The 18,402-nt window shown below is 49.8% G+C and carries 17 protein-coding genes; 5 read left to right on the top strand and 12 right to left on the bottom strand.

Annotated features, from left to right (window positions below):
• Positions 1–78: 78 nt before the first annotated feature.
• Together SACSAC_RS16180 and SACSAC_RS16175 are read right to left on the bottom strand one after the other, a co-directional pair.
• On the bottom strand, positions 79–639 hold the full coding sequence (locus SACSAC_RS16180; protein WP_037288216.1) for a hypothetical protein: 561 nt from the start codon (positions 637–639) through the stop codon (positions 79–81).
• On the bottom strand, positions 636–1,202 hold the full coding sequence (locus SACSAC_RS16175) for a TetR/AcrR family transcriptional regulator (RefSeq protein ID WP_037288213.1): 567 nt from the start codon (positions 1,200–1,202) through the stop codon (positions 636–638). The genes SACSAC_RS16180 and SACSAC_RS16175 overlap by 4 nt, the downstream gene beginning before the upstream one ends.
• A 159-nt stretch (positions 1,203–1,361) precedes the next feature.
• Between SACSAC_RS16175 and SACSAC_RS16170 the strand changes: the two genes are divergently transcribed.
• Together SACSAC_RS16170 and hcp are read left to right on the top strand one after the other, a co-directional pair.
• Positions 1,362–2,036 carry an SDR family NAD(P)-dependent oxidoreductase gene (locus SACSAC_RS16170; RefSeq protein WP_037288209.1) on the top strand — a complete coding sequence of 225 codons (675 nt, stop codon included), beginning with the start codon at positions 1,362–1,364 and terminating at the stop codon, positions 2,034–2,036.
• Between the two features lie 513 nt (positions 2,037–2,549).
• On the top strand, positions 2,550–4,241 hold the full coding sequence (gene hcp, locus SACSAC_RS16165; protein ID WP_245608651.1) for a hydroxylamine reductase: 1,692 nt from the start codon (positions 2,550–2,552) through the stop codon (positions 4,239–4,241).
• 173 nt (positions 4,242–4,414) lie between these two features.
• Here the strand turns inward: hcp and SACSAC_RS16160 are convergent, their stop codons facing one another.
• The 4 genes from SACSAC_RS16160 to SACSAC_RS16145 form a co-directional block, all read right to left on the bottom strand.
• Positions 4,415–5,062, bottom strand: coding sequence for a hypothetical protein (locus SACSAC_RS16160; RefSeq protein WP_037288207.1), 648 nt, complete (start codon positions 5,060–5,062; stop codon positions 4,415–4,417).
• Positions 5,063–5,125: 63 nt separating this feature from the next.
• Positions 5,126–6,175, bottom strand: a complete 1,050-nt coding sequence (locus tag SACSAC_RS16155; RefSeq protein ID WP_037288206.1) for a hypothetical protein — start codon at positions 6,173–6,175, stop codon at positions 5,126–5,128.
• 16 nt (positions 6,176–6,191) lie between these two features.
• The gene (locus SACSAC_RS16150) at positions 6,192–6,668 is read right to left on the bottom strand and encodes a hypothetical protein (protein ID WP_037288204.1); all 477 of its coding nucleotides are present in this window, start codon (positions 6,666–6,668) and stop codon (positions 6,192–6,194) included.
• Positions 6,669–6,786: 118 nt separating this feature from the next.
• Positions 6,787–7,395 (bottom strand): TetR/AcrR family transcriptional regulator, encoded by a 609-nt coding sequence (locus SACSAC_RS16145; RefSeq protein WP_037288202.1) that lies wholly within the window; start codon positions 7,393–7,395, stop codon positions 6,787–6,789.
• A gap of 174 nt (positions 7,396–7,569) precedes the next feature.
• Between SACSAC_RS16145 and SACSAC_RS16140 the strand changes: the two genes are divergently transcribed.
• From SACSAC_RS16140 to SACSAC_RS16130, 3 genes are all read left to right on the top strand, one after another.
• Positions 7,570–8,883, top strand: coding sequence for an aldehyde dehydrogenase (locus tag SACSAC_RS16140; protein ID WP_037288200.1), 1,314 nt, complete (start codon positions 7,570–7,572; stop codon positions 8,881–8,883).
• A gap of 430 nt (positions 8,884–9,313) precedes the next feature.
• Positions 9,314–9,847: a sigma-70 family RNA polymerase sigma factor gene (locus SACSAC_RS16135; RefSeq protein WP_037288198.1), complete on the top strand. Its 534-nt coding sequence runs from the start codon at positions 9,314–9,316 to the stop codon at positions 9,845–9,847.
• Positions 9,834–10,955, top strand: coding sequence for a DUF4179 domain-containing protein (locus SACSAC_RS16130; protein WP_037288196.1), 1,122 nt, complete (start codon positions 9,834–9,836; stop codon positions 10,953–10,955). Before SACSAC_RS16135 ends, SACSAC_RS16130 begins: the two co-directional genes overlap by 14 nt.
• A gap of 136 nt (positions 10,956–11,091) precedes the next feature.
• Here the strand turns inward: SACSAC_RS16130 and ric are convergent, their stop codons facing one another.
• From ric to SACSAC_RS16100, 6 genes are all read right to left on the bottom strand, one after another.
• On the bottom strand, positions 11,092–11,796 hold the full coding sequence (gene ric / locus SACSAC_RS16125) for an iron-sulfur cluster repair di-iron protein (protein WP_037288194.1): 705 nt from the start codon (positions 11,794–11,796) through the stop codon (positions 11,092–11,094).
• 169 nt (positions 11,797–11,965) lie between these two features.
• Positions 11,966–13,102, bottom strand: coding sequence for a glycoside hydrolase family 88 protein (locus SACSAC_RS16120; protein WP_037288192.1), 1,137 nt, complete (start codon positions 13,100–13,102; stop codon positions 11,966–11,968).
• A gap of 43 nt (positions 13,103–13,145) precedes the next feature.
• Entirely contained in the window at positions 13,146–13,982 is an 837-nt protein-coding gene (locus tag SACSAC_RS16115; protein WP_037288190.1) for a carbohydrate ABC transporter permease, read from the bottom strand.
• A complete protein-coding gene (locus tag SACSAC_RS16110) occupies positions 13,982–14,914 on the bottom strand; it encodes a carbohydrate ABC transporter permease (protein WP_051507179.1) in 933 nt (310 codons plus the stop codon). Before SACSAC_RS16110 ends, SACSAC_RS16115 begins: the two co-directional genes overlap by 1 nt.
• A gap of 33 nt (positions 14,915–14,947) precedes the next feature.
• Complete coding sequence (locus SACSAC_RS16105; protein WP_037288188.1) at positions 14,948–16,270, bottom strand: ABC transporter substrate-binding protein; 1,323 nt, start codon at positions 16,268–16,270, stop codon at positions 14,948–14,950.
• 368 nt (positions 16,271–16,638) lie between these two features.
• Positions 16,639–18,399, bottom strand: coding sequence for a cache domain-containing sensor histidine kinase (locus SACSAC_RS16100; protein ID WP_051507178.1), 1,761 nt, complete (start codon positions 18,397–18,399; stop codon positions 16,639–16,641).
• Positions 18,400–18,402 lie beyond the last annotated feature (3 nt).

The following is an 18,402-nucleotide window of genomic DNA, read 5'->3' as shown; positions in this document are numbered from 1 at the left end:
CGGCTAAAAAGATAATTTGGAAACGGGTTGTTGGAGCGGAGTGCTCTGGCATTTTCGTCCGACGGACTCGTGATAGACTTACGTGTTGAGCCAATCGATGAAGTCTTGGTGTCCTTGAATATAATACCAACCGTCTGCCACCACCAAGGTCTGTTCTTTTGTAAAAGGACGTTCTTGTTCAAGTGATACTTCTTTCAATAAAAGGTTTAACTGTTCGCTTCCGCCCCAATTTAAATCGGACGTTCGAGGTAGCGTTTTTAAAAGAATCAAGCCGCGCTCCAGGTTCTGCGAAAAATTAGTATAACGAGCGATTCGCTCAACGAGTTCTTCCCGACTCCAAAAAACATAAAAAATTATGTACTGCTTCATGATTTCTTCGGCAGATTCCTTGATAACCAATGGATAATGTTTGATTTGCTGATCGTCATTTTCCGTTCCGAAATACTCTTCTCCTGTCCCAGTCAAACCCATCCGTTCACAAGCTTTGGTCAGAATCAGCATCTCACGCGAAAATTGATCCGATTGACCGTTAAAAATCTGTCTGGCTTCCGGCGAGTAATCCTGATGCAAGTTTCGCCACATCCCCAATAGCTTCTCAACCTCATCTTCCATAGTCAAAAAGCGATCATATAAGCTCATTGTCGTCTACTTCCCCCTATCCCCATTGCCAACTTCACTACATTCGCCGCCGCTACATCCTGATCAAGAGCAACCTTTCCGTCCGCCCACAAGCATCCAGCTTCATGAATCATCGCCGCATAGACCGGAACATACAGACTTTTCTCCGCTTCGCTCATTTGTCCTTCCAAACTTTTAGACAGATACTCCCTCAGTGCTGCGCGCATCTTCTCCTGAATCTGGGGAATAAAGCTCAGATAGCTGCTCCGGCACTCAAAATCCGGCTTCCGATGATAATCGCATACGGCGAGGAACAATTGCTTCGCGCTTTCTTCGCCAAAAGTCACTCTGCCTGAAGTACGCTCAGTGATGACGTTCTCCGCCGACATGCCATGGATGTATTCGAAAAGTTGGTATTTATCATAAAAATGCGCATAAAACGTCGCCCGATTCACTTTCGCCCGACTGGTCAGATCCGTGATGGTCATCTTGTCCAGATCCTTTTCATTAATCAAACTATAAAACGCATCGACCAGCGATTGCTTCGTGTTGGTCATCCGTTGATTCTGCACTTTCGTGGCCATTTTGGCTATTCCTCCTGTTTGTCGCGCAACAATCTGCTCATCGTGTTGCTATAGCAACAACTCGGCAAGATCGTCGATTGTTGAACGCGCCGAATCTCGGTATGGTTACTAAAGCAACACATGTTAATTTAATATATCACCCGAAAAGGAGCTTGTCACATGAAAACAATCGCTATTATCGGAGCCGGTCCGGGACTGGGTCTTTCGATCGCAAAACGCTTCGGAGCAGAAGGATTCCGCGTTGCTTTGTTATCCCGTAATGCCGCTAAGCTTGATACACTGGTGCAAGAGCTGAGCGCGTTGAATATCGAAGCTCGCGCCTATCCCGCCGACGCATCCGACCTCGACGCCCTTCGTTCTTCCCTCCAAAAAATGAAACAGGATTTCGGCAGCATCGACGTCCTCGAATTCAGTCCTTATGCAGGCTTTGAGACTTTCGTTCACGCCTTGCAAATGCGTCCGGAAGACGCCGAAGCCCAACTTCATTCGTATGTCCTCCCTGCGATTCTTGCTGTAAACGAAATCCTGCCCGATATGCTGACCCGAGGCAAAGGTGCTTTCCTGTTCACGACAGGTTACTCCGCCATGACCCCGATGCCTATGGTCGGCAACGCCGGCATCGCCATGTCCGGACTTCGCAACTACATCACTAACTTGCACAACGAATTAAAAACCAAAAGCATCTACATCGGCCACCTGTCCATCGGAACCCTGATCGCCCCGGGCACGGAAGGCGACCCCGACATCATCGCAGAAGCGTGGTACTCCATGTACGCCCAACAAACGACGTTCGAAGCCACTTTCCCGGCCGTCATCTCGTTGCCTTCCAATTAACTGCATATCTCCAGTTAATCCGAAGCCGTACGTTCCTAACCGCCAAATACCTGCATATATCCAGTTATTTAGAGCAAGGAAACGCAATCCGCCATAAAAGAACCGATTTAAATGGATATCTGCATCTATTCGTTCAAAACAAAAGAAAATCCAAAAATTAAATGGATATTTGCAGTTATTTTTTATTCTTTCCCCTCTCCTTATGCGAAGCGAGGGCGAAGGGAGAAATTCAGTGAAAGGCGCCTTTGAACTAAAAAAACTTCCATTTAAATTTCATTCCAGTTTTTCTAGTGAGACAGCGCCTTGAACGAATTTCTCCCGCAGCCCCCAGCTTCCCCATACGAATAGGAACTTCTCTCCCCTCCGAGACTTTTGTTTCCCCGTTCGCAAAGTCGCCCGGTTTGTTGTGCGCGTAATCACAAGCCTACAATTTGAACCTTTTACAATGAACACATAGGCTTACGATTACGCGAAGCGATAACCCCTAACACTTGATAACGGAGGAAATTGACCATGACCATGAATTCCCGATCCGAACGAACAAATGAAGCGACTCAGCCTTCCATGTTCTGTTTCCAATGCCAAGAAGCTTCGAAAGGAACCGGCTGCACGATTCAAGGCGTTTGCGGTAAACCCCATGACGTCGCCAATCTGATGGACTTGCTGATCTATACGCTGAAGGGCATTTCTTTCCTCAGCCTGGATCTGGATATGCCTGCGACTTTGGAACGCCGAGTCTCCTTGTTCATTATGGACTCGCTTTTTGCCACGATCACGAATGCCAACTTTGACCGGGATTACTTTATTGCGAAAAACCATGCCGCTTTGGCGCTGCGCAGAGAACTTCGTGCACTGCGCGAGGCTCAGTTCCCTGAGACTTCAAATAACTTGCCGGATGCCGCAACTTGGGAAACGGAAGAAAGCGAATTCGATGGCAAAGCCTGGACGGTCGGCGTGCTTCGCACGGAAAACGAAGACATTCGTTCGCTGCGAGAACTGCTGACTTACGGACTCAAAGGCATGGCTGCGTACATTTATCACGCCGGACAGCTAAGCGAAATCGATCCGGAATTGGACGCGTTCACCCGTCGTGCGCTTGCTGCAACGCTCGATGATACATTGGAAGCCGGAGATCTGGTTGCGCTCAACCTCGAAGCAGGTAAATACGGCGTGGATGCGATGGCCTTGCTCGATAAAGCCAACACTGGCGCCTATGGCAATCCGGAAGTGACGAAGGTCAACATCGGAGCCGGCACTCGCCCGGGTATCCTGATCAGCGGACACGACCTGAAGGATCTGGAAGAACTGCTCATTCAGACCGAGGGTCAAGGCATTGACATCTACACGCACAGCGAGATGCTGCCTGCCCATTACTATCCTGCTTTTAAAAAGTACGATCACTTCTATGGGAACTACGGCAACGCCTGGTGGAAACAAAACAAAGAATTCGAATCCTTCAACGGACCGATTCTGATGACCACCAACTGTATCGTGCCTCCGAAAGACAGCTATATCGGGCGACTGTATACGACAGGTAACACGGGCTTCCCGGGAGTGACGCATATTCCGGACGGCGAGAACGGCGCCCACAAAGACTTTTCCGCGCTGATTGAACAAGCCCGTTCCTGCCCGGCTCCAACAGAAATCGAAAGCGGCGAGATTGTCGGTGGATTCGCGCACCATGCGGTACTAAGTGTTGCCGATCAGGTTGTCGAAGCTGTAAAGACCGGCGCGATCCGCCAATTCTTCGTGATGGCCGGCTGCGACGGGCGGATGAAATCGCGTAACTACTACACGGATTTCGCAAAAGAACTTCCGCAGGACACCGTGATCATGACAGCCGGTTGTGCCAAGTATAAATATAACAAGTTGGATCTTGGCGAGATCGGCGGCCTGCCGCGCGTACTTGATGCCGGACAATGCAACGACTCCTACTCGCTCGTCGTCATCGCGATGAAGCTTCAGGAAGCGTTCGGTCTGGATGATATCAACGATCTGCCGATTTCCTATAATATCGCATGGTATGAGCAAAAGGCAGTTATCGTCCTGCTCGCGTTGCTGCATCTCGGTGTGAAAAATATCCATCTCGGCCCGACTCTGCCTGCCTTCCTATCACCGAATGTGGCTCAGGTGTTGGTTGATAACTTCGGGATTGCCGGTATTACAAATGTGGAAGACGACATGAAAATGTTCCTTGAAGCTTAATAAATAGTAGATAGAAAAAGCGTAGCTTTCCGACCCGCCTGTGGGGATGAAGCTACGCTTTTTCTATAAGTATGTAGGGTTGTTTGGGTTTGGAGATTGCGCTTTTAATTTTTCTGCTTTTGATTTTAGGTTTACTATTATGAATTTTTCATTACATTAAATAAAATTTAATATTACCGTAATGGATAGATCAGTTGAACACCGGCGTCCCTGCCCAACTGTTCATGCAGGACATGATTGTGATCGGCTCCCGCAATGCACAGTACTTTTTTGTTCGGATGTCTTTTCATCGCATTTTTGATCCGTTGCGTCATGATCAGATGCCGGGTTGTCCAGCGAAACTCATGCGCTTCCGGGTCGATACTCTGCAACCACTCGTATTTGCTGCGCGTCGCTTCGTCGAAGGCTGTCGTGTTGAACGGGATACTTCCCTCCTGCGCGCCTTGAAGCTGCTTTTGCCAGAATGCTTCCGATTGCTGTTCCAGTTCTTCGCGCTTCTGCCCCACATAATTGCGAAAAGGATCAAAATCGTTCCATACGTCCAACTCCACCCAGTCAATAGGTTCGAATGCGATCTTACGCTCCGCGCAAAGATCGAAAATCAGGTCGTAATATTCGCTCGGCGGCTCCCCCCAATATCCTCGATCATCCGACTTTTGCTTGTAATGTTCCCAGCTCGACGGCAGCACTTCTCCGCAAATAACTTTCGGATCGAACTCCAGAATCAACTCCCGGGTCAGCTCCAGCGTCAAACCGGATTGTATGCGCAATTCGTTATGATGCACGACGCCCAGTAGGCCGATTGTTTTTGTTTTTTCCACTGTCTTTAGTTTCTCCTATTTGTTTTCTATTATGAATTTTTCATTACATTAAAATTATTATAGTTATAGTTTGATAATTTTCTCCGGCAGTTCCACGTAATAAGATAGAAGTTCGATGACAATACTTCCCTCGAAAGCTTTGTCTACTGGACCGATCGAATCTATTCGACTTTTGAAGCCGTTGTGTCCAAACTCGTGATCGGGTGAGAACATGATAGACATCGCTACACCGTTGGATGAGGGTAGTGGCGCTGCATCCAAATGGTGTTTCATATAAAAGTTCAACTGGATATTGTTTTCAGACTCGTACTCAACAAGAGCAAGATCCTGTTTTCTAGAACAAAGTGTTTCCAGTGCTCTGAAATGATCCTCTTTAAACTGCTGCCATTCCTCTTCCGTCAAGTCCGCGGATATAGGCTGCTCTAATTCTTTTTCACGTTCTTTCCAAAGGTCATATCGGGTCAAGGCATCAATGTAGAAAAAGCGTTTTTTTTCGTAAAAAGAATCATAAAAAGAATGCTTGATTTCTTTTTTCGCATTTCCGAATTCCAGCACAATTGGCTCGGTATGTATAGGGACCCTGTGAGTCGTACTATTGAATTTCAAGGTGATATCAAATTCTTGATCCAAGTCAATTTCCGGAAAACGTTCAGAATCGTCCTGCTCGTAAACAGTCAACGACAAACGGTCCAATCGAGTCTCTGCAAAACATTCAAGATCCAGCCCCTTTTCAACAAAATGCTGGAGCTTCATATCGATTCCATGGTGATGTTCCATCGCATACATCGACTCCGACGAATTGAAAGTCATGATCTGTCCTTGAATGATCATTTGCGAGATATGTTTTTCTTGACTGTCGATAGCAATTGTAGCTTCCCATTGCAACTGCTGCTGCATTATCTCGCGATTCGTAAGCGTTTCTTCGTGTTGGTAGGTGATTTCGTCTTCATACGGCTGCTCCGGCAATTTGTGCAACGTCCATAGTCTATGTTTCCGATTTTCCGCTGTAATTGAAATCAGCAGCACATCGTAATCTTTCATTTTGACCAAACCATTAATCAAAACTTCTCGATCCGGAATCAGCATTTTCTCTTGTAGATCTTTTAGCCGCATACGGGTCTCCTCTGCTTCAAAATACTTCGCCTTTGCTGTTTGAAATCGCAATGCTTTCTTTTTTAATTTTGTTACCTGACGGATCTTCGGCTATCGCGTTTATTACCGACTCTTTGATCTTATGTGCGAGTTGACTATCCAGTTCAACATCTGCTCGTAGAACCATTGAACAACTCAACTCCGAATCCGAGATTTGGCCCAACAGTAGTGCAATATCCTCCGGATTCACTTCGGCGATTTCTCCGATCTTTACTTTTAGCTCATCTTGCTTTTGGCGGCGCCAAATCGCTGTTTCTTCATACGTGGTATCCGTAGTCTCCATCTCAACAAGCACTTGTTCGCCATTCGGCAAGATTTGATGCGTTGTAGCCGACACTTCGATTTGGGTAGGCTGGTTTGCAGTTTGAGCATGACTTACAGATCCGCAACCGGATATCAACGCGGCAAAAGCGAACATCGAGAAGATCAACCCTTGAGCCTTTCGATTCTGCATGAACATCCCCCTCTAAATAGTAGGCTATATATTAAATCGTATAATCCCATTATTAAATAGGCTCTAACATGCGTCAACCAGTTACTCCCAGTTTATCCGGTTTAGATTTTTTTATTTTCTATTGTGAATTTTTCACCGTTTGAATCGGTCCTTGAAGATTAAGCAAAATCATCTGGCGAGTCATTTCTTCCGGCGATTGTCTCATTCCGTCGTTCAACCAACCGTGAATCACGCCGACATAGGCAGAACCGATGTAGCTGGCGATTACGTCTTTTTGCACCGAGAGCCGACTTTCGTCGATGTTTGCGAATTTTTCTTCGTAAAAACGCGCGAAATACCGCTTCATGTACTGTACGAAATCCGTCATGGCTTTGCGTTCGAACATCACTTCGAAGAATGTTCGATGTTTTTTTACGTAAGCAAAAGTCCGCTCGGCAATATAGCTCTGCATCTCGTCGATCGACAGATCGGTCGGCTGCGCCGCTTTCGCTTCGCCGAACAGTTCATCCAAAATCCCGTCGGTAACACTCTGAAGCAGATGATCTTTTGTCTCGTAATGCAGATAAAAGGTTTTACGGTTGACGGTTGCTCGATCCGCAATATCCGCAACCGTAATCCGTTCATACGCTTTTTCTTCAAGCAGAGCCATGAGCGCTTCCCGCAGCATTTTTCGGGTTCGTGTCACTCTGGGATCGAGCTTATTAGGCGGATCTGAAAATAAAGGCATAGGCTCCTCCTTCTATTTTGAATATTTAAACCCCAATCTATCCACATATGTGGCATAAGCCGCAATCGTGTAACTGATGGCTATTGTAGCACAATTGCAGACCGTCTATACTGTGAACTATGAGTTGATAGCAATTAAATGTTTGAAAATACAAATGAACGGGAGACGATCATCATGACAACGACATCTTTAAGCGCTAATGAACTGGTGCTGCGACAACGTCGCTTTTTCCGTACCGGCCAAACGAAAAGCCTCGCCTACCGGGTCGATGCTCTCAAACGCCTACGCCGCGGAATTGAAGATTATCAACAACGTATCCTCGACGCCCTTCGCGCCGATCTGAATAAATCGGAAGCCGAAGCCTACCACACTGAAATCCGTCTGGTGCTCGGCGAACTGGATTATACATTGGAGCATCTGGAGCAATGGATGGCGCCGCGCGTCGTACCGACTTCCAGCCAGATTCCGGACGGAACAAGCTCGATTCATCCGGAGCCGTATGGCGTAACGCTGGTCATCGCGCCGTGGAACTATCCGTTCCAGCTCGCCTTTTCTCCGGTGGTCGGAGCGATCTCTGCGGGCAACACCGTCGTGCTGAAGCCGTCCGAGCTGACTCCGCACGTATCGAAAGTGAGTTCGGATCTGGTTCGCGACTGCTTCCCGGATGAATTTGTTGCGGTGATGGAAGGCGAAGTCGAGACTAGTACCGAGCTGCTGCGCGAGAAATTCGACTATATCTTCTTCACGGGCAGTACGCCGGTCGGCAAAGTCGTCATGCGCGCAGCTGCCGAGCATCTGACACCTACAACGCTGGAGCTTGGCGGCAAAAGTCCGGCGATCGTGCATAAAGACGCCAATTTGAAGAAAGCTGCGCAAAGTCTCGTCCGAGGCAAGTTCCTCAATGCGGGCCAAACCTGCGTCGCACCGGACTATCTGCTGGTACATGAAGATGTGCGCGAAGCGCTGTTGGAAGAGATCGGATTGGAGATTGCGAGCAAACACGGCGAAGACGTGATGCAAAATACCGACTTCCCTCATATCGTAAACAGCAAAAACTTCGATCGACTCAGTCGTTTCCTGGACGATGGCGAAGTGCTGCTCGGCGGCCGTTCCGATCGCGAGCAGCTGATGATCGAGCCTACGCTGCTGCAAGGCATAACTTGGGATTCGCCTGTCATGCAGGAAGAAATCTTTGGTCCGATTTTGCCCGTGATGACGTACACCGATCTGGATGAAGTGCTGGAAAAAATCGTGGATCGCCCGAAACCATTAGCGCTCTATCTGTTCACCAACGACAAAGCTGTGCAAGAACAGGTACTCGGCAATGTTTCCTTCGGCGGCGGCTGCGTGAACGAAACGTTGCTGCATATGAGTTCGCACGAACTGCCTTTCGGCGGCGTCGGCGAAAGCGGCATGGGTTCGTATCACGGGAAACAAAGCTTCGAGACGTTCTCGCATCATAAGTCGATATTGGTGCGGGGCGTCTGATCGGGAAAGTTACTTTCGCGGGGGAAGCGAGAAGACTCCGAGAGAAATTGCCAGCGTATGCTTCCGAAGTGCATTTCTTCGAAATGCTTCACAAGACGCTGTCTCACTCGGAAAATGGACTGGATTTAACTAAGGAATTTTCCGAGTTCAAAGGCGTCCCTCACTGAATTTCTCTCTCCGTCTTCTCGCTTCCAGCTACGTTGGAGTTTCTCGATCTTCTAGTTAGAAGGAGAAAGAACGTAGTACTTTCTTATTGATTTGCTGATCTTGTCTTTTAAAAAGCGGAATTTCGCTCTTTAGCGAAATTCCGCTTTTTTGCGTGGTTTGCCGGGATGCCGAACTTTTTTGCGTCTATGGAGATATTCGATGTAACCGAACGGCGCGCTCCCCCATCTAATGTTCATCCAAAACAAAGAAAGGAAGATGCGCTTTGGCAAATGAAGAGTTAGTGCTGCGAGCCAGGGACGGGGATCGGGATGCTTTTGTGGAATTGATGAGGCAAAACGAAGAGGCGTTATACCATATGGCCTGGTCGATGCTGAGAAAAGAAGAGGATGTCGCGGATGCGATGCAGGAGGCGATCTTCAAGGCTTATCGCTCTATAGCCTCGCTGAGGGAACCTCAGTTTTTCCGAACGTGGATGTTCCGCATCCTGATCAATGAATGCAATACGCTGCTGCGTGGTCGAAGCCGAACGGTTACGGTTGCGGACTTCCCGGTGACGGCTTCTCGGGGGAATGACTACGAAGGAGTCGATATGCGGGATGCGGTGGATCGATTGGAGCAGAAGCAGCGGATTGTAGTCATTTTGCATTACTTTGAAGATATGAGCATTTCGCAGGTCGCGCAGACGCTGGAATTGACCGAGAGTGCAGTCAAGACCCGATTAATGAGGGCGCGAGCCGTTTTAATGAAGAAATTTCAAATCCATGCGAAAGGGAGTATGAACTATGAATCGATCTAATGCCGGACAACAGCTCGATCTTCATTTGAAAAAAGCAGCCGGAGAGCATAAGCCTATGTCTCCCGTCGTACGCACTCGGCTGGACGCGGCTTATGCCTCGCTGCCGGATCGCCCTGAATCTGCCGCAACTGACCTAACCACCTCCAAAAACAAACGAAGAACCTCTCCCCTGCGCCGGACAGCTATCGTTGCCGCATCAGTCGTCGCGATCTCCGCCGGATTGTTCGCTTCAGGCTTTGTCTCTCCGGTGATGGCCGATACGATTCGGGAAATTCCGTTGATCGGCAGCCTGTTTAGCAAAATCGAAGGCGATGCTGGTCTGCGTACTGCAGGCGAACGCAGCCAGGGAACGATCGTTGAAGCGACCGCCGTATCGGGAAATATGAGCATGAAGGTCAAAGAAACGATCTTCGACGGAACGCGCGTCGCTTTTGCCATGGATCTGACCGTTCCGGACATTCCAAATGCGAGTAAGCTGGAAGAAGAGATGCAAAATGTCAGTCTGAGCATTGAAGGCAAGCCGGAATTCAACGGTTTCTTTTACGAGGAGCCGATCGATCAGGGGAACGGTACCTATACGCTGCTGATGAATAGCCCGCTTGATCCTGCCGAAGCACAAGGACTGGGTAATCAGTTTGAAGGGGAAATTACGGTCACGATGCGGAATCATGCGCAGCCGCTGAGTGTGACCGTACCCTTTGAACGGATTGCGGCCGGACGGGAACTGCATTTGAATCCGGGACCGACCGTTCAAAATGAGCAATACGCGTTAAGCATCGACTCCCTGGATGTTACGGCTTCTACCGTACAATTAGGAACGACGCTTGAACTGAAAGATCAAACGGCTTCTGCGACTAAACAAGACGAGGCCCTGCTGCCGAGCGCGTACGAGATCGTCGATGATCAGGGTAAAGCCCTGGATATCGTAGGCGGTCAAGGCATGCAGGACGGCGGCACAATGACGAGCCTTTCCAATTACGGAGCAGATTTGAGCGAAGCCGAGTATATCATCGTAAAGCCTTATTTGCGGGATAGCGATTCGAATAGCGATGCGAAGATTTATCTGGAGGGTCTGGAAGTCAAGATTGACCTGGGTAAAAACGAATAATCCGCTTATTTTTGCAAGTCCTATACGAAAAAAGACTCCGCGAACACTCGCGGAGTCTTTTTGTTCCTATGTTCATAAGGCAGGCGAAAGAACGCTAGAGCAGAAATACGCTGCTCCTCCAACCTGCTGCTCTTCATTAAATTGCTTTTCGAGCCTGATCGAACAGCACGTTGTTTTCCAGATGAATATGTTCGAACGTATCCTTTTCCAACGTTTCCAGACGATTCAGAACCAGACGGTGCGTGCCGCATGCGTCCATCGGAGGGACGAAGTCGCTTGTGATTTCGCGCAGTTCTTTGAGCAGATCGCCTGCGGCTTCATGCTCGCTTTCCAGCTCCGACAGATGGGGCTTAAGTGCTTCTGCGCTTTCGGAGGAAGGCGAAGCAAAGTAGCTTTTCAGCAGCGGAAACACCTTTTGATCTTCGTCTTCGGTGTGCTCCAGCAGTTCTTTTTTCAACAACGAAAAGATTTCTTGAACGCGGAGCAGGTACGGACGGTGTCCGCCGTGAACGCGGGCAAGCTTGGTCACATAAGGCGTCAACGCGGGCAGTTCTTCGCGCAACGTCGCGTGATATCTCTGTTGAATATGAGCGATCAGTGCATCGGGTTCCAGCGAAGACGGCTTCATTTCCTGACGCAGTGCTTCTTCCTGGGCGATCTGTTCGATGCGGCTCAGCACTTCGGCTGTATCGAGTCCGCGCTCTTGCGCAGCTTGCTGAAGCGGCATCTTCCCTCCGCAGCAGAAGTCGATGCGCAGCTCGCGGAACAGATCGCCGGTGCGCGGCATTTCGCTAACGATATCGGATACCCAAGTGTTTTCGTTTACGGTTGCAGTTGTCATATGATTGGCCTCCCTATAGGCTTGAAAGGATACGATCGGTAAGGCGATTAAGCACGACGCCTCGTTCTTTTTCAGTATAGGGAGGGTTAAATAGATGACTTGTGATTTCAAGCACTTTTTTTCACATTGACTGCAATTCGTATATTTAAATTCACGGCATCGTTCATAATCACCATATTCTCAGACCCCGACCCTGCAACCGCAGCACCGCTTCGATCAAAAAATAATCCCCGTAAATAATCGGTACCTCGTAATCGTTGCGCCCGTGGTAAGAGCCGCTTCCGCGCGAAACGATCGAATCGCGTTCCGGGTCCCAGTCGCAATAGCGCCGATCGATCGCTTGAAGGATACGAATCGCGCCGCGCAGATATAGCTCTTTTTCATGCTCGCCTACGATCTCGGCCAATTCCAGCAATCCGCAAGCGGCGCAAACCCCTGCCGTCGTATCGAACCCGATCGGCTCCGCAGGCGCTCGGAAATCGATCAGCGGAACGAAATCGGTCGATGCCGTATGGGCAAAAAAATAATGCGCGGTTCGTTTGGACGCCTGCAAATAGCGGTCTTCGCCCGTATGCGCATAGCCAAGCGCCGTCCCGTACAGTGACCACGCTTGCCCTCTGGACCAGGCCGAACCGGATTCGTATCCTTGCCCGCCTGGCGTCCCGATCAAATCGCCGTTATTCGGGTCCAGTACCGCGATATGGTTCGAGGAACCGTCCGGGCGAAGCAAATGAGTCAATGAAGTATCCGTGTGATCCTTCCCTATCTCCACAAACCTCGGATCGTTCGTTTCGCGCCCTGCCCAATACAGCAGCGGCAGATTCATCAGGCAGTCCACGATGATCCAGCCGGTGCAATCCTCGTTCCACGCCCGGATAAAGCGTCCGCGCGGATTGTATCGACCGGCCAGCAAATTCGCGGCATGCAGTCCCCTTGTACGCGAACGCGGATTTCCGGTCAATCGATAATTCGCTACCGCGGAATGCAGCCACATAAAGCCGACGTCGTGATGCAAGCCTTCATACCCTTCGAGTGCGCGGTCCAGTTTTTCTTCGACTTCTTCCGCCGCTTTTTGATAGACCTGATCGCCCGTTGCCTGATACATCTGCCACAGCATGCCCGGCCAGAACCCGTTCGTCCACCAGTAAATATCCGTCTCGGCTTTGTCTTCGACGTATTGTCCGTTTTGCGGAATATACGGAATTTTGGAGCCGATCCGTTGCACTTGCGCTTGCATTTTAAGTTCGATTTTGCTACCTATTTCGTTCAGCCATTGACGGTCTGCTTTATTTAAGCGCTCCTGCATATTGCACGCTCCTTCATCGTTCATCCTGCTTTTTATTCATGATTCATCCCTTTGTTGCACCCGAGGAGATCCCTTTAACGAAATACTTTTGCATAAAGACGAACACGATCAGAACCGGAATAACCGACAATGCCGTACCCGCGAAAATCATGTCCCATCTGGACGAGAATTCGCCGATGTACCGATAGATCTCGACAACCATCGTTTTGGGTTCTCCTGAAGGCAGGGCCAGCATCGGCAGCAGAAAGTCGTTCCAGATTCCAAGCCCGTTCAATACAACCATACTTGCGGTCACCGGGCCGAGCAGCGGGAAGACGATTTTCCAGAAGATCCCGTAGCGTCCGCAACCGTCGATCTCTGCCGCTTCCTCGATCTCCTTCGGGATTCCTTTGACAAAGCTCGTATAGAGCAGACAGCCAAAACCTACCGCCCCGGCGACGTAGATCAGGATCGGTCCGGCCAGACTCCCGTACAAGCCAAGCATTTTCAGTTCTTTGAACAGCGGGATCATATACGCTTGGAACGGAATCATCATGCCGGCGAGAAAATAGAGGAAAACAAAATTCGTCCACTTGGCTTGCCTGCGTTCAATCGCGTAACCTGCCATCGGGATAATCAGAATTTGCAGCACTATAGAAACGGCGGTCAAAATCAAACTGTTCAAGATCGCTCGCGGAAACTCCGTTTCGGTCAACAGATAACGAAAGTTTTCCAAATACAGCGACGTCGGAAAAGCGATCGCGTCCCGCATGATTTCGCCGTTGCTTTTGAATGCGGACATCAGATTGAACAGGATCGGGAAGAAAAAGAGCAAGTCGACCAGCAGCGTGATCAGAAACAGTCCGGCTTCGCCGATTCGCTTGCGCGTCGATTCTTTCATCAATGCTGCACCTCCCTTTTTCGCAAAACTTGAACCTGAATTACGGTCACGATCAGAATGAGCACAAACAATACCAACGCCAACGCGGTTCCAAAGCCCTGTCGCAATTCGCCAAAGCCGACTTTATAAATGATATAGGTCAGCGTCTCGGTCGCGAATCCGGGTCCCCCGTCCGTCATCACTGCAATCTGGTCAAAAATCTTGAGCGCGCTGATCGTCGACAACACCATGCAGACCGTAAGCGAACCGGCCAGCAGCGGGAAGGTAATAAAACGAAACTGTTGACGACTATTCGCGCCGTCGATGCTGGCCGCTTCGGACAATTCGGTAGGAATGCCCTGCAAGCCCGCCAGATAGATAATCATGTAATAACCCGCGCCTTTCCAGACCGTCGACAAAATGATCGAGACCATGGCATAATCCGGATTCCCCAACCAATCAAGCGCCCAGCTGCCCAGTCCTACGGCATTGAGTATTTGATTGAACACGCCGAAGTTGTAGTTTAAAATCATCGTCCAGACGAAGCCCATCACTACGCCGCTAAGCAAGGTCGGAAAATAAAACAAGCTGCGGAACAGATTTTTGAACCAACGTACCCGATCCACCATCAAGGCCATCGCGATCGCTGCAACATTTTCCAATAGGACTAGGCTGACCGTAAGAATAAGCGTGTTTTTCAGGGCATTATGCACGCGGGGACTTTGCCAGATTTCCGCGAAGTTCGCCAATCCAATGAATCGAATGTCTTCGCTGATTCCGTCCCACGAGGTAAAGCTTAAGTAGACGCTGCCCAAGGTCGGTACAATCACAAACAGCGTGTACAGTACAAGGGATGGCAGGATAAAGATCAAGGCAAATGAATTCGCGCTCGATTTTTTCCGGCGGGACTTCTCTTTGATCCGAAGTCCCGCTGTCGAAGCCGGAGTTCCCATAGCGTTTCTCTCCTTTCTCTCTTTCTATTGCATCTACATCGCGTTAGTTTTGACCTGATTGTCGTATTCGGTATCGATCTGTTTCATATAGTCGCTCACGTCTCCGTCACTCACGACCATCTCTTGCAGCTTCTTATAGAACCAGTTGCGGAACTGCGGAGGAATCAGATTTTCGCCCCACCAATTGTTGATCGCCAGCGACTTGGTGACTTCGGGGTCATTCATCAGATCAAGCGCCGACTGCATGGCTGGACTTGCCTCGTATTCCACCTTTTCTTTCGTCGAAGGAATACCGTTCAGACTCGCGAGGTATAAGGAGTATTGCTCCGGTTCAAAAAAGTAACGAATAAACGACTCAATCGCTTCCGTCTTGTCAGGGTCTTTCGCCGCTTCCGCAGACAAAGTCCATCCGGCTGGCGAAGGCAATCCGATGACGTTCACATGACCTTCCCGATCCGGCACCGCGTAGAATCCGTATTCGAAGCTTGGATCGGCCTCTTCGATCTGCGAGAACATCCAGGTTCCCGAGAACAGTTGAGCCGCTTTGCCGGACACCAGTACCGAAGCCGTCTGATTGTCCGGGGTGCTGAGCCAGCCTTTGTCCACGTAATTCTGGAACAGGAATTTGAAGTCGGTCATGGCCTGCACGACATTTTCATCGACAAAAGCCGCTTCCTGCGCCGTTTTCTTCGAATTCCAGTCCGGATCTTTCGCGTACACGTCGTCGATCAGGAATTTGTTCACCCAGAAGCCCATATGGAAGATGTCTTTACCCCCTACGACCAATGGACTGATTCCGCTGGCTTTCAGCTTTTCTTGAATCTCGAGAAACTCGTCATAGGTTTGGGGCAGGTCCGTGATTCCGGCGTCCGCATAGGCTTTTTTGCTGTAAATAATGCCTTGCGGCACATTGAGAGCAAGCGGCGCGTTCCACACTTTTCCGTCAACCTCGGGCGGTGAATCGAACAGTTCAACCAGATCCGACGGAAGCTCAACGATTTTGCCCGCGTCCGCAAACACTTCGGTATCCCGCATTTCAACCAGATCCGGGAACTCTCCTACCGCATCCTTGGTTTTCAGCCAATCCAGATAAGAGCTTGCCGAGTTGTCGCTGATGTCCTTGATTTCGATATTCGGATTGGCGTCCATGAAACGCTCTACCGTGTCGCTGATCGCTTTGCGCGCCGCCGGGTCGCCGGAAGCGTAACCGATCGTGAAGCTGACCTTATCTCCTCCACCGTCTGCTGCGGCCCCGCTCGTTGTCTGCACATCACCCGATCCCGAGCCGCAGGCGCTGAGTACTAGCGACGCAGCGAGCGTAACGGCGAACCATCCTTTTGCTGTCCGTCCAATCATCTTTTCCAATCCCCTTTCGATCTCTTGTAAATTAGGTAAGCGCTTTCTGAGTTTAGAATAGCATTGATATTTCCGGGGATGAATGATGTTTTTTAAGCATGATATGAGGGAAACTTAAGCAGAAAAAAGAACAGCTGCGTAAGCTGCTCTTCAGGTTGTCGAGAAAGTTACGTAGGAGAGGGAAGCGAGAAGACGGAGAGAGAAATTCAGTGAAAGACGCCTTTGAACTCGGAAAACTCCTTATTACAATCTAATCCATTTTCCGAGTGAGACAGCGGATTGAACGAATTTTTCTCGCAGTCTTCTCGCTTCCCCCGCCAACGTAACTTCCTCGACACTCCGAGAACAGCGAGTCGTTCTTGTTCTGTTTATTCAACCAGAGGGAAGCGTAGAAGAATAGAAGTCCCGACACCTTCGCGGCTGGTAACGGTCAATCCGTAGGCTTCGCCGTATTGGGAGCGAATGCGTTCATGCACGTTTTTGAGACCGATCGAATGACCGGGTAGGGATTCGGCATGAAGCGCAGCTTCAACCCGGGACAACGTTTCGGCATCCATGCCGGATCCGTCGTCGTGAACCGTAAGGTGAAGTTGATTGTTTTGCACGGCGGCGGCGACAAGAACCGTGCCTTTTTTCCGGGTACGAAGACCGTGTTGAACGGCGTTCTCCACGATCGGCTGAAGGCAGAGTTTGACCACCGGCCGCTGCATGTCTACTTCCGGGGATCGATCGAAACGAAGCGTATAGCGGTTATCGTAACGAACGGAGATGATGTAAAAGTAGTCTTGAAGATGAGCGATTTCCCGTTCCAGGCTCACCTGCTCTTCACCGTAATCGATCACGTATTTCAATTGATTGGCTAACGCATGGATCATGTCGGCTACTTCATCCGCGTCTTTATCTACCGCGTTCATGCGTATCACTTCCAGCGTATTATACAGGTAATGCGGGCGGATCTGGCTTTTGAGCGCGCTTAGCTCCGTCTGTTTCTGCTTGATCTGAGCCACGTAAGCTTCATCGATATGAATGTGCAGCCGCTCGACCATTCGGTTGAAGCTCTGCGTTAATCGCCCAATCTCGTCTTCGCCGGCAAGTTCGGGCATCGGTTCCAATCGTCCGGATTCCACTACCGTCATCTGCTGCATCAGGCGACGAATCGGAGCCGATAGACGCCGGGAGAACCAAGCTCCGACCACGACCAGAGTGATTGCGCCGATCAAAATCGCCAGGTATACCGTCGTTCGGGCCGAGAAAAGCTGTTCGAACAAAGCCACTCGATGCACGCCCGCAACCAACCTTCCCTGCAAATACGGCACTTTTTCCTCCAAAATCAACAAGTCTCGATCAGGATTCTCCGACAAAATTTTTTCCGTCCCCGTCCCCCCTTGTTTGCTAAAGAACTGCTGATTATCGCCGTTGACCAGCACCAGCTCGTCTTGCTCCCCCAATGCCGATTCACCGGAGAACTGGCGGAACAACGACGTATCCACATCGAAAAACAACGTCCCGACCACCTTCGGCTCCCGCGTAAGCGTACCCGAAGTATCGATCAAATTCCGGGCCACCGTGAACACGTCCCGCTTCGATCCCGCAAAGTACGGGTCTGCATGCGCCGGAAAAATCGCGAGACGGTTGGGCTGTGCTGCCATATCGGCTTGCCACTGCTTGATCGGAAGAAGATCGCTTTGCAAAGCATGGTTCTCGCGATCCTGGTAATACAATTTCCCGTCCGATTCGCGCGTGAAATAGGCTGCCGTGATGTAGGTGTCGCTGTACAGGACCGTTTTCAAAAAAGAATCGATAGGCGTCGCGTTGATCTGTTCCAGCTCGTTCACGTTATAGGTCTGATTGCGGCTCATTTGCTCCGAAAACCCTTCGTAGCGCCCGGTATACATCAGCTTCGAAATATCGTCGTACTGCCGAAAAGCCGTATCGAGGTTATAGCTCATATACAGCACCATTTGTTGCAGGTTGCTGGTCGTATAACGAACCACGTAACTGGAAAAGGTCTGGACAGAGAATAAACTGAGCGCAAATAAAGGCACTAAGCCAACCAGAATAAAGGCTGCCGAAAGTTTGAAGAAAATACTTTTAGACAGCCGTTTTCGAAATATGCGGTCACGCGGCAAGCG

Origin of the sequence: Saccharibacillus sacchari DSM 19268, assembly GCF_000585395.1 — a bacterium.
GTDB classification, from domain to species: Bacteria; Bacillota; Bacilli; order Paenibacillales; family Paenibacillaceae; genus Saccharibacillus; species Saccharibacillus sacchari.
This window is presented reverse-complemented; position numbering and strand designations above follow the sequence as displayed.

Bases quoted from the DNA above. Each gene is read 5' to 3' on its own strand.
- SACSAC_RS16180 (WP_037288216.1), bottom strand. From the start codon at position 639: ATGAGCTTATATGATCGCTTTTTGACTATGGAAGATGAGGTTGAGAAG.
- SACSAC_RS16175 (WP_037288213.1), bottom strand. From the start codon at position 1,202: ATGGCCACGAAAGTGCAGAATCAACGGATGACCAACACGAAGCAATCG.
- SACSAC_RS16170 (WP_037288209.1), top strand. From the start codon at position 1,362: ATGAAAACAATCGCTATTATCGGAGCCGGTCCGGGACTGGGTCTTTCG.
- hcp (WP_245608651.1), top strand. From the start codon at position 2,550: ATGACCATGAATTCCCGATCCGAACGAACAAATGAAGCGACTCAGCCT.
- SACSAC_RS16155 (WP_037288206.1), bottom strand. From the start codon at position 6,175: ATGCGGCTAAAAGATCTACAAGAGAAAATGCTGATTCCGGATCGAGAA.
- SACSAC_RS16150 (WP_037288204.1), bottom strand. From the start codon at position 6,668: ATGCAGAATCGAAAGGCTCAAGGGTTGATCTTCTCGATGTTCGCTTTT.
- SACSAC_RS16145 (WP_037288202.1), bottom strand. From the start codon at position 7,395: ATGCCTTTATTTTCAGATCCGCCTAATAAGCTCGATCCCAGAGTGACA.
- SACSAC_RS16140 (WP_037288200.1), top strand. From the start codon at position 7,570: ATGACAACGACATCTTTAAGCGCTAATGAACTGGTGCTGCGACAACGT.
- SACSAC_RS16130 (WP_037288196.1), top strand. From the start codon at position 9,834: ATGAATCGATCTAATGCCGGACAACAGCTCGATCTTCATTTGAAAAAA.
- ric (WP_037288194.1), bottom strand. From the start codon at position 11,796: ATGACAACTGCAACCGTAAACGAAAACACTTGGGTATCCGATATCGTT.
- SACSAC_RS16120 (WP_037288192.1), bottom strand. From the start codon at position 13,102: ATGCAGGAGCGCTTAAATAAAGCAGACCGTCAATGGCTGAACGAAATA.
- SACSAC_RS16115 (WP_037288190.1), bottom strand. From the start codon at position 13,982: ATGAAAGAATCGACGCGCAAGCGAATCGGCGAAGCCGGACTGTTTCTG.
- SACSAC_RS16110 (WP_051507179.1), bottom strand. From the start codon at position 14,914: ATGGGAACTCCGGCTTCGACAGCGGGACTTCGGATCAAAGAGAAGTCC.
- SACSAC_RS16105 (WP_037288188.1), bottom strand. From the start codon at position 16,270: ATGATTGGACGGACAGCAAAAGGATGGTTCGCCGTTACGCTCGCTGCG.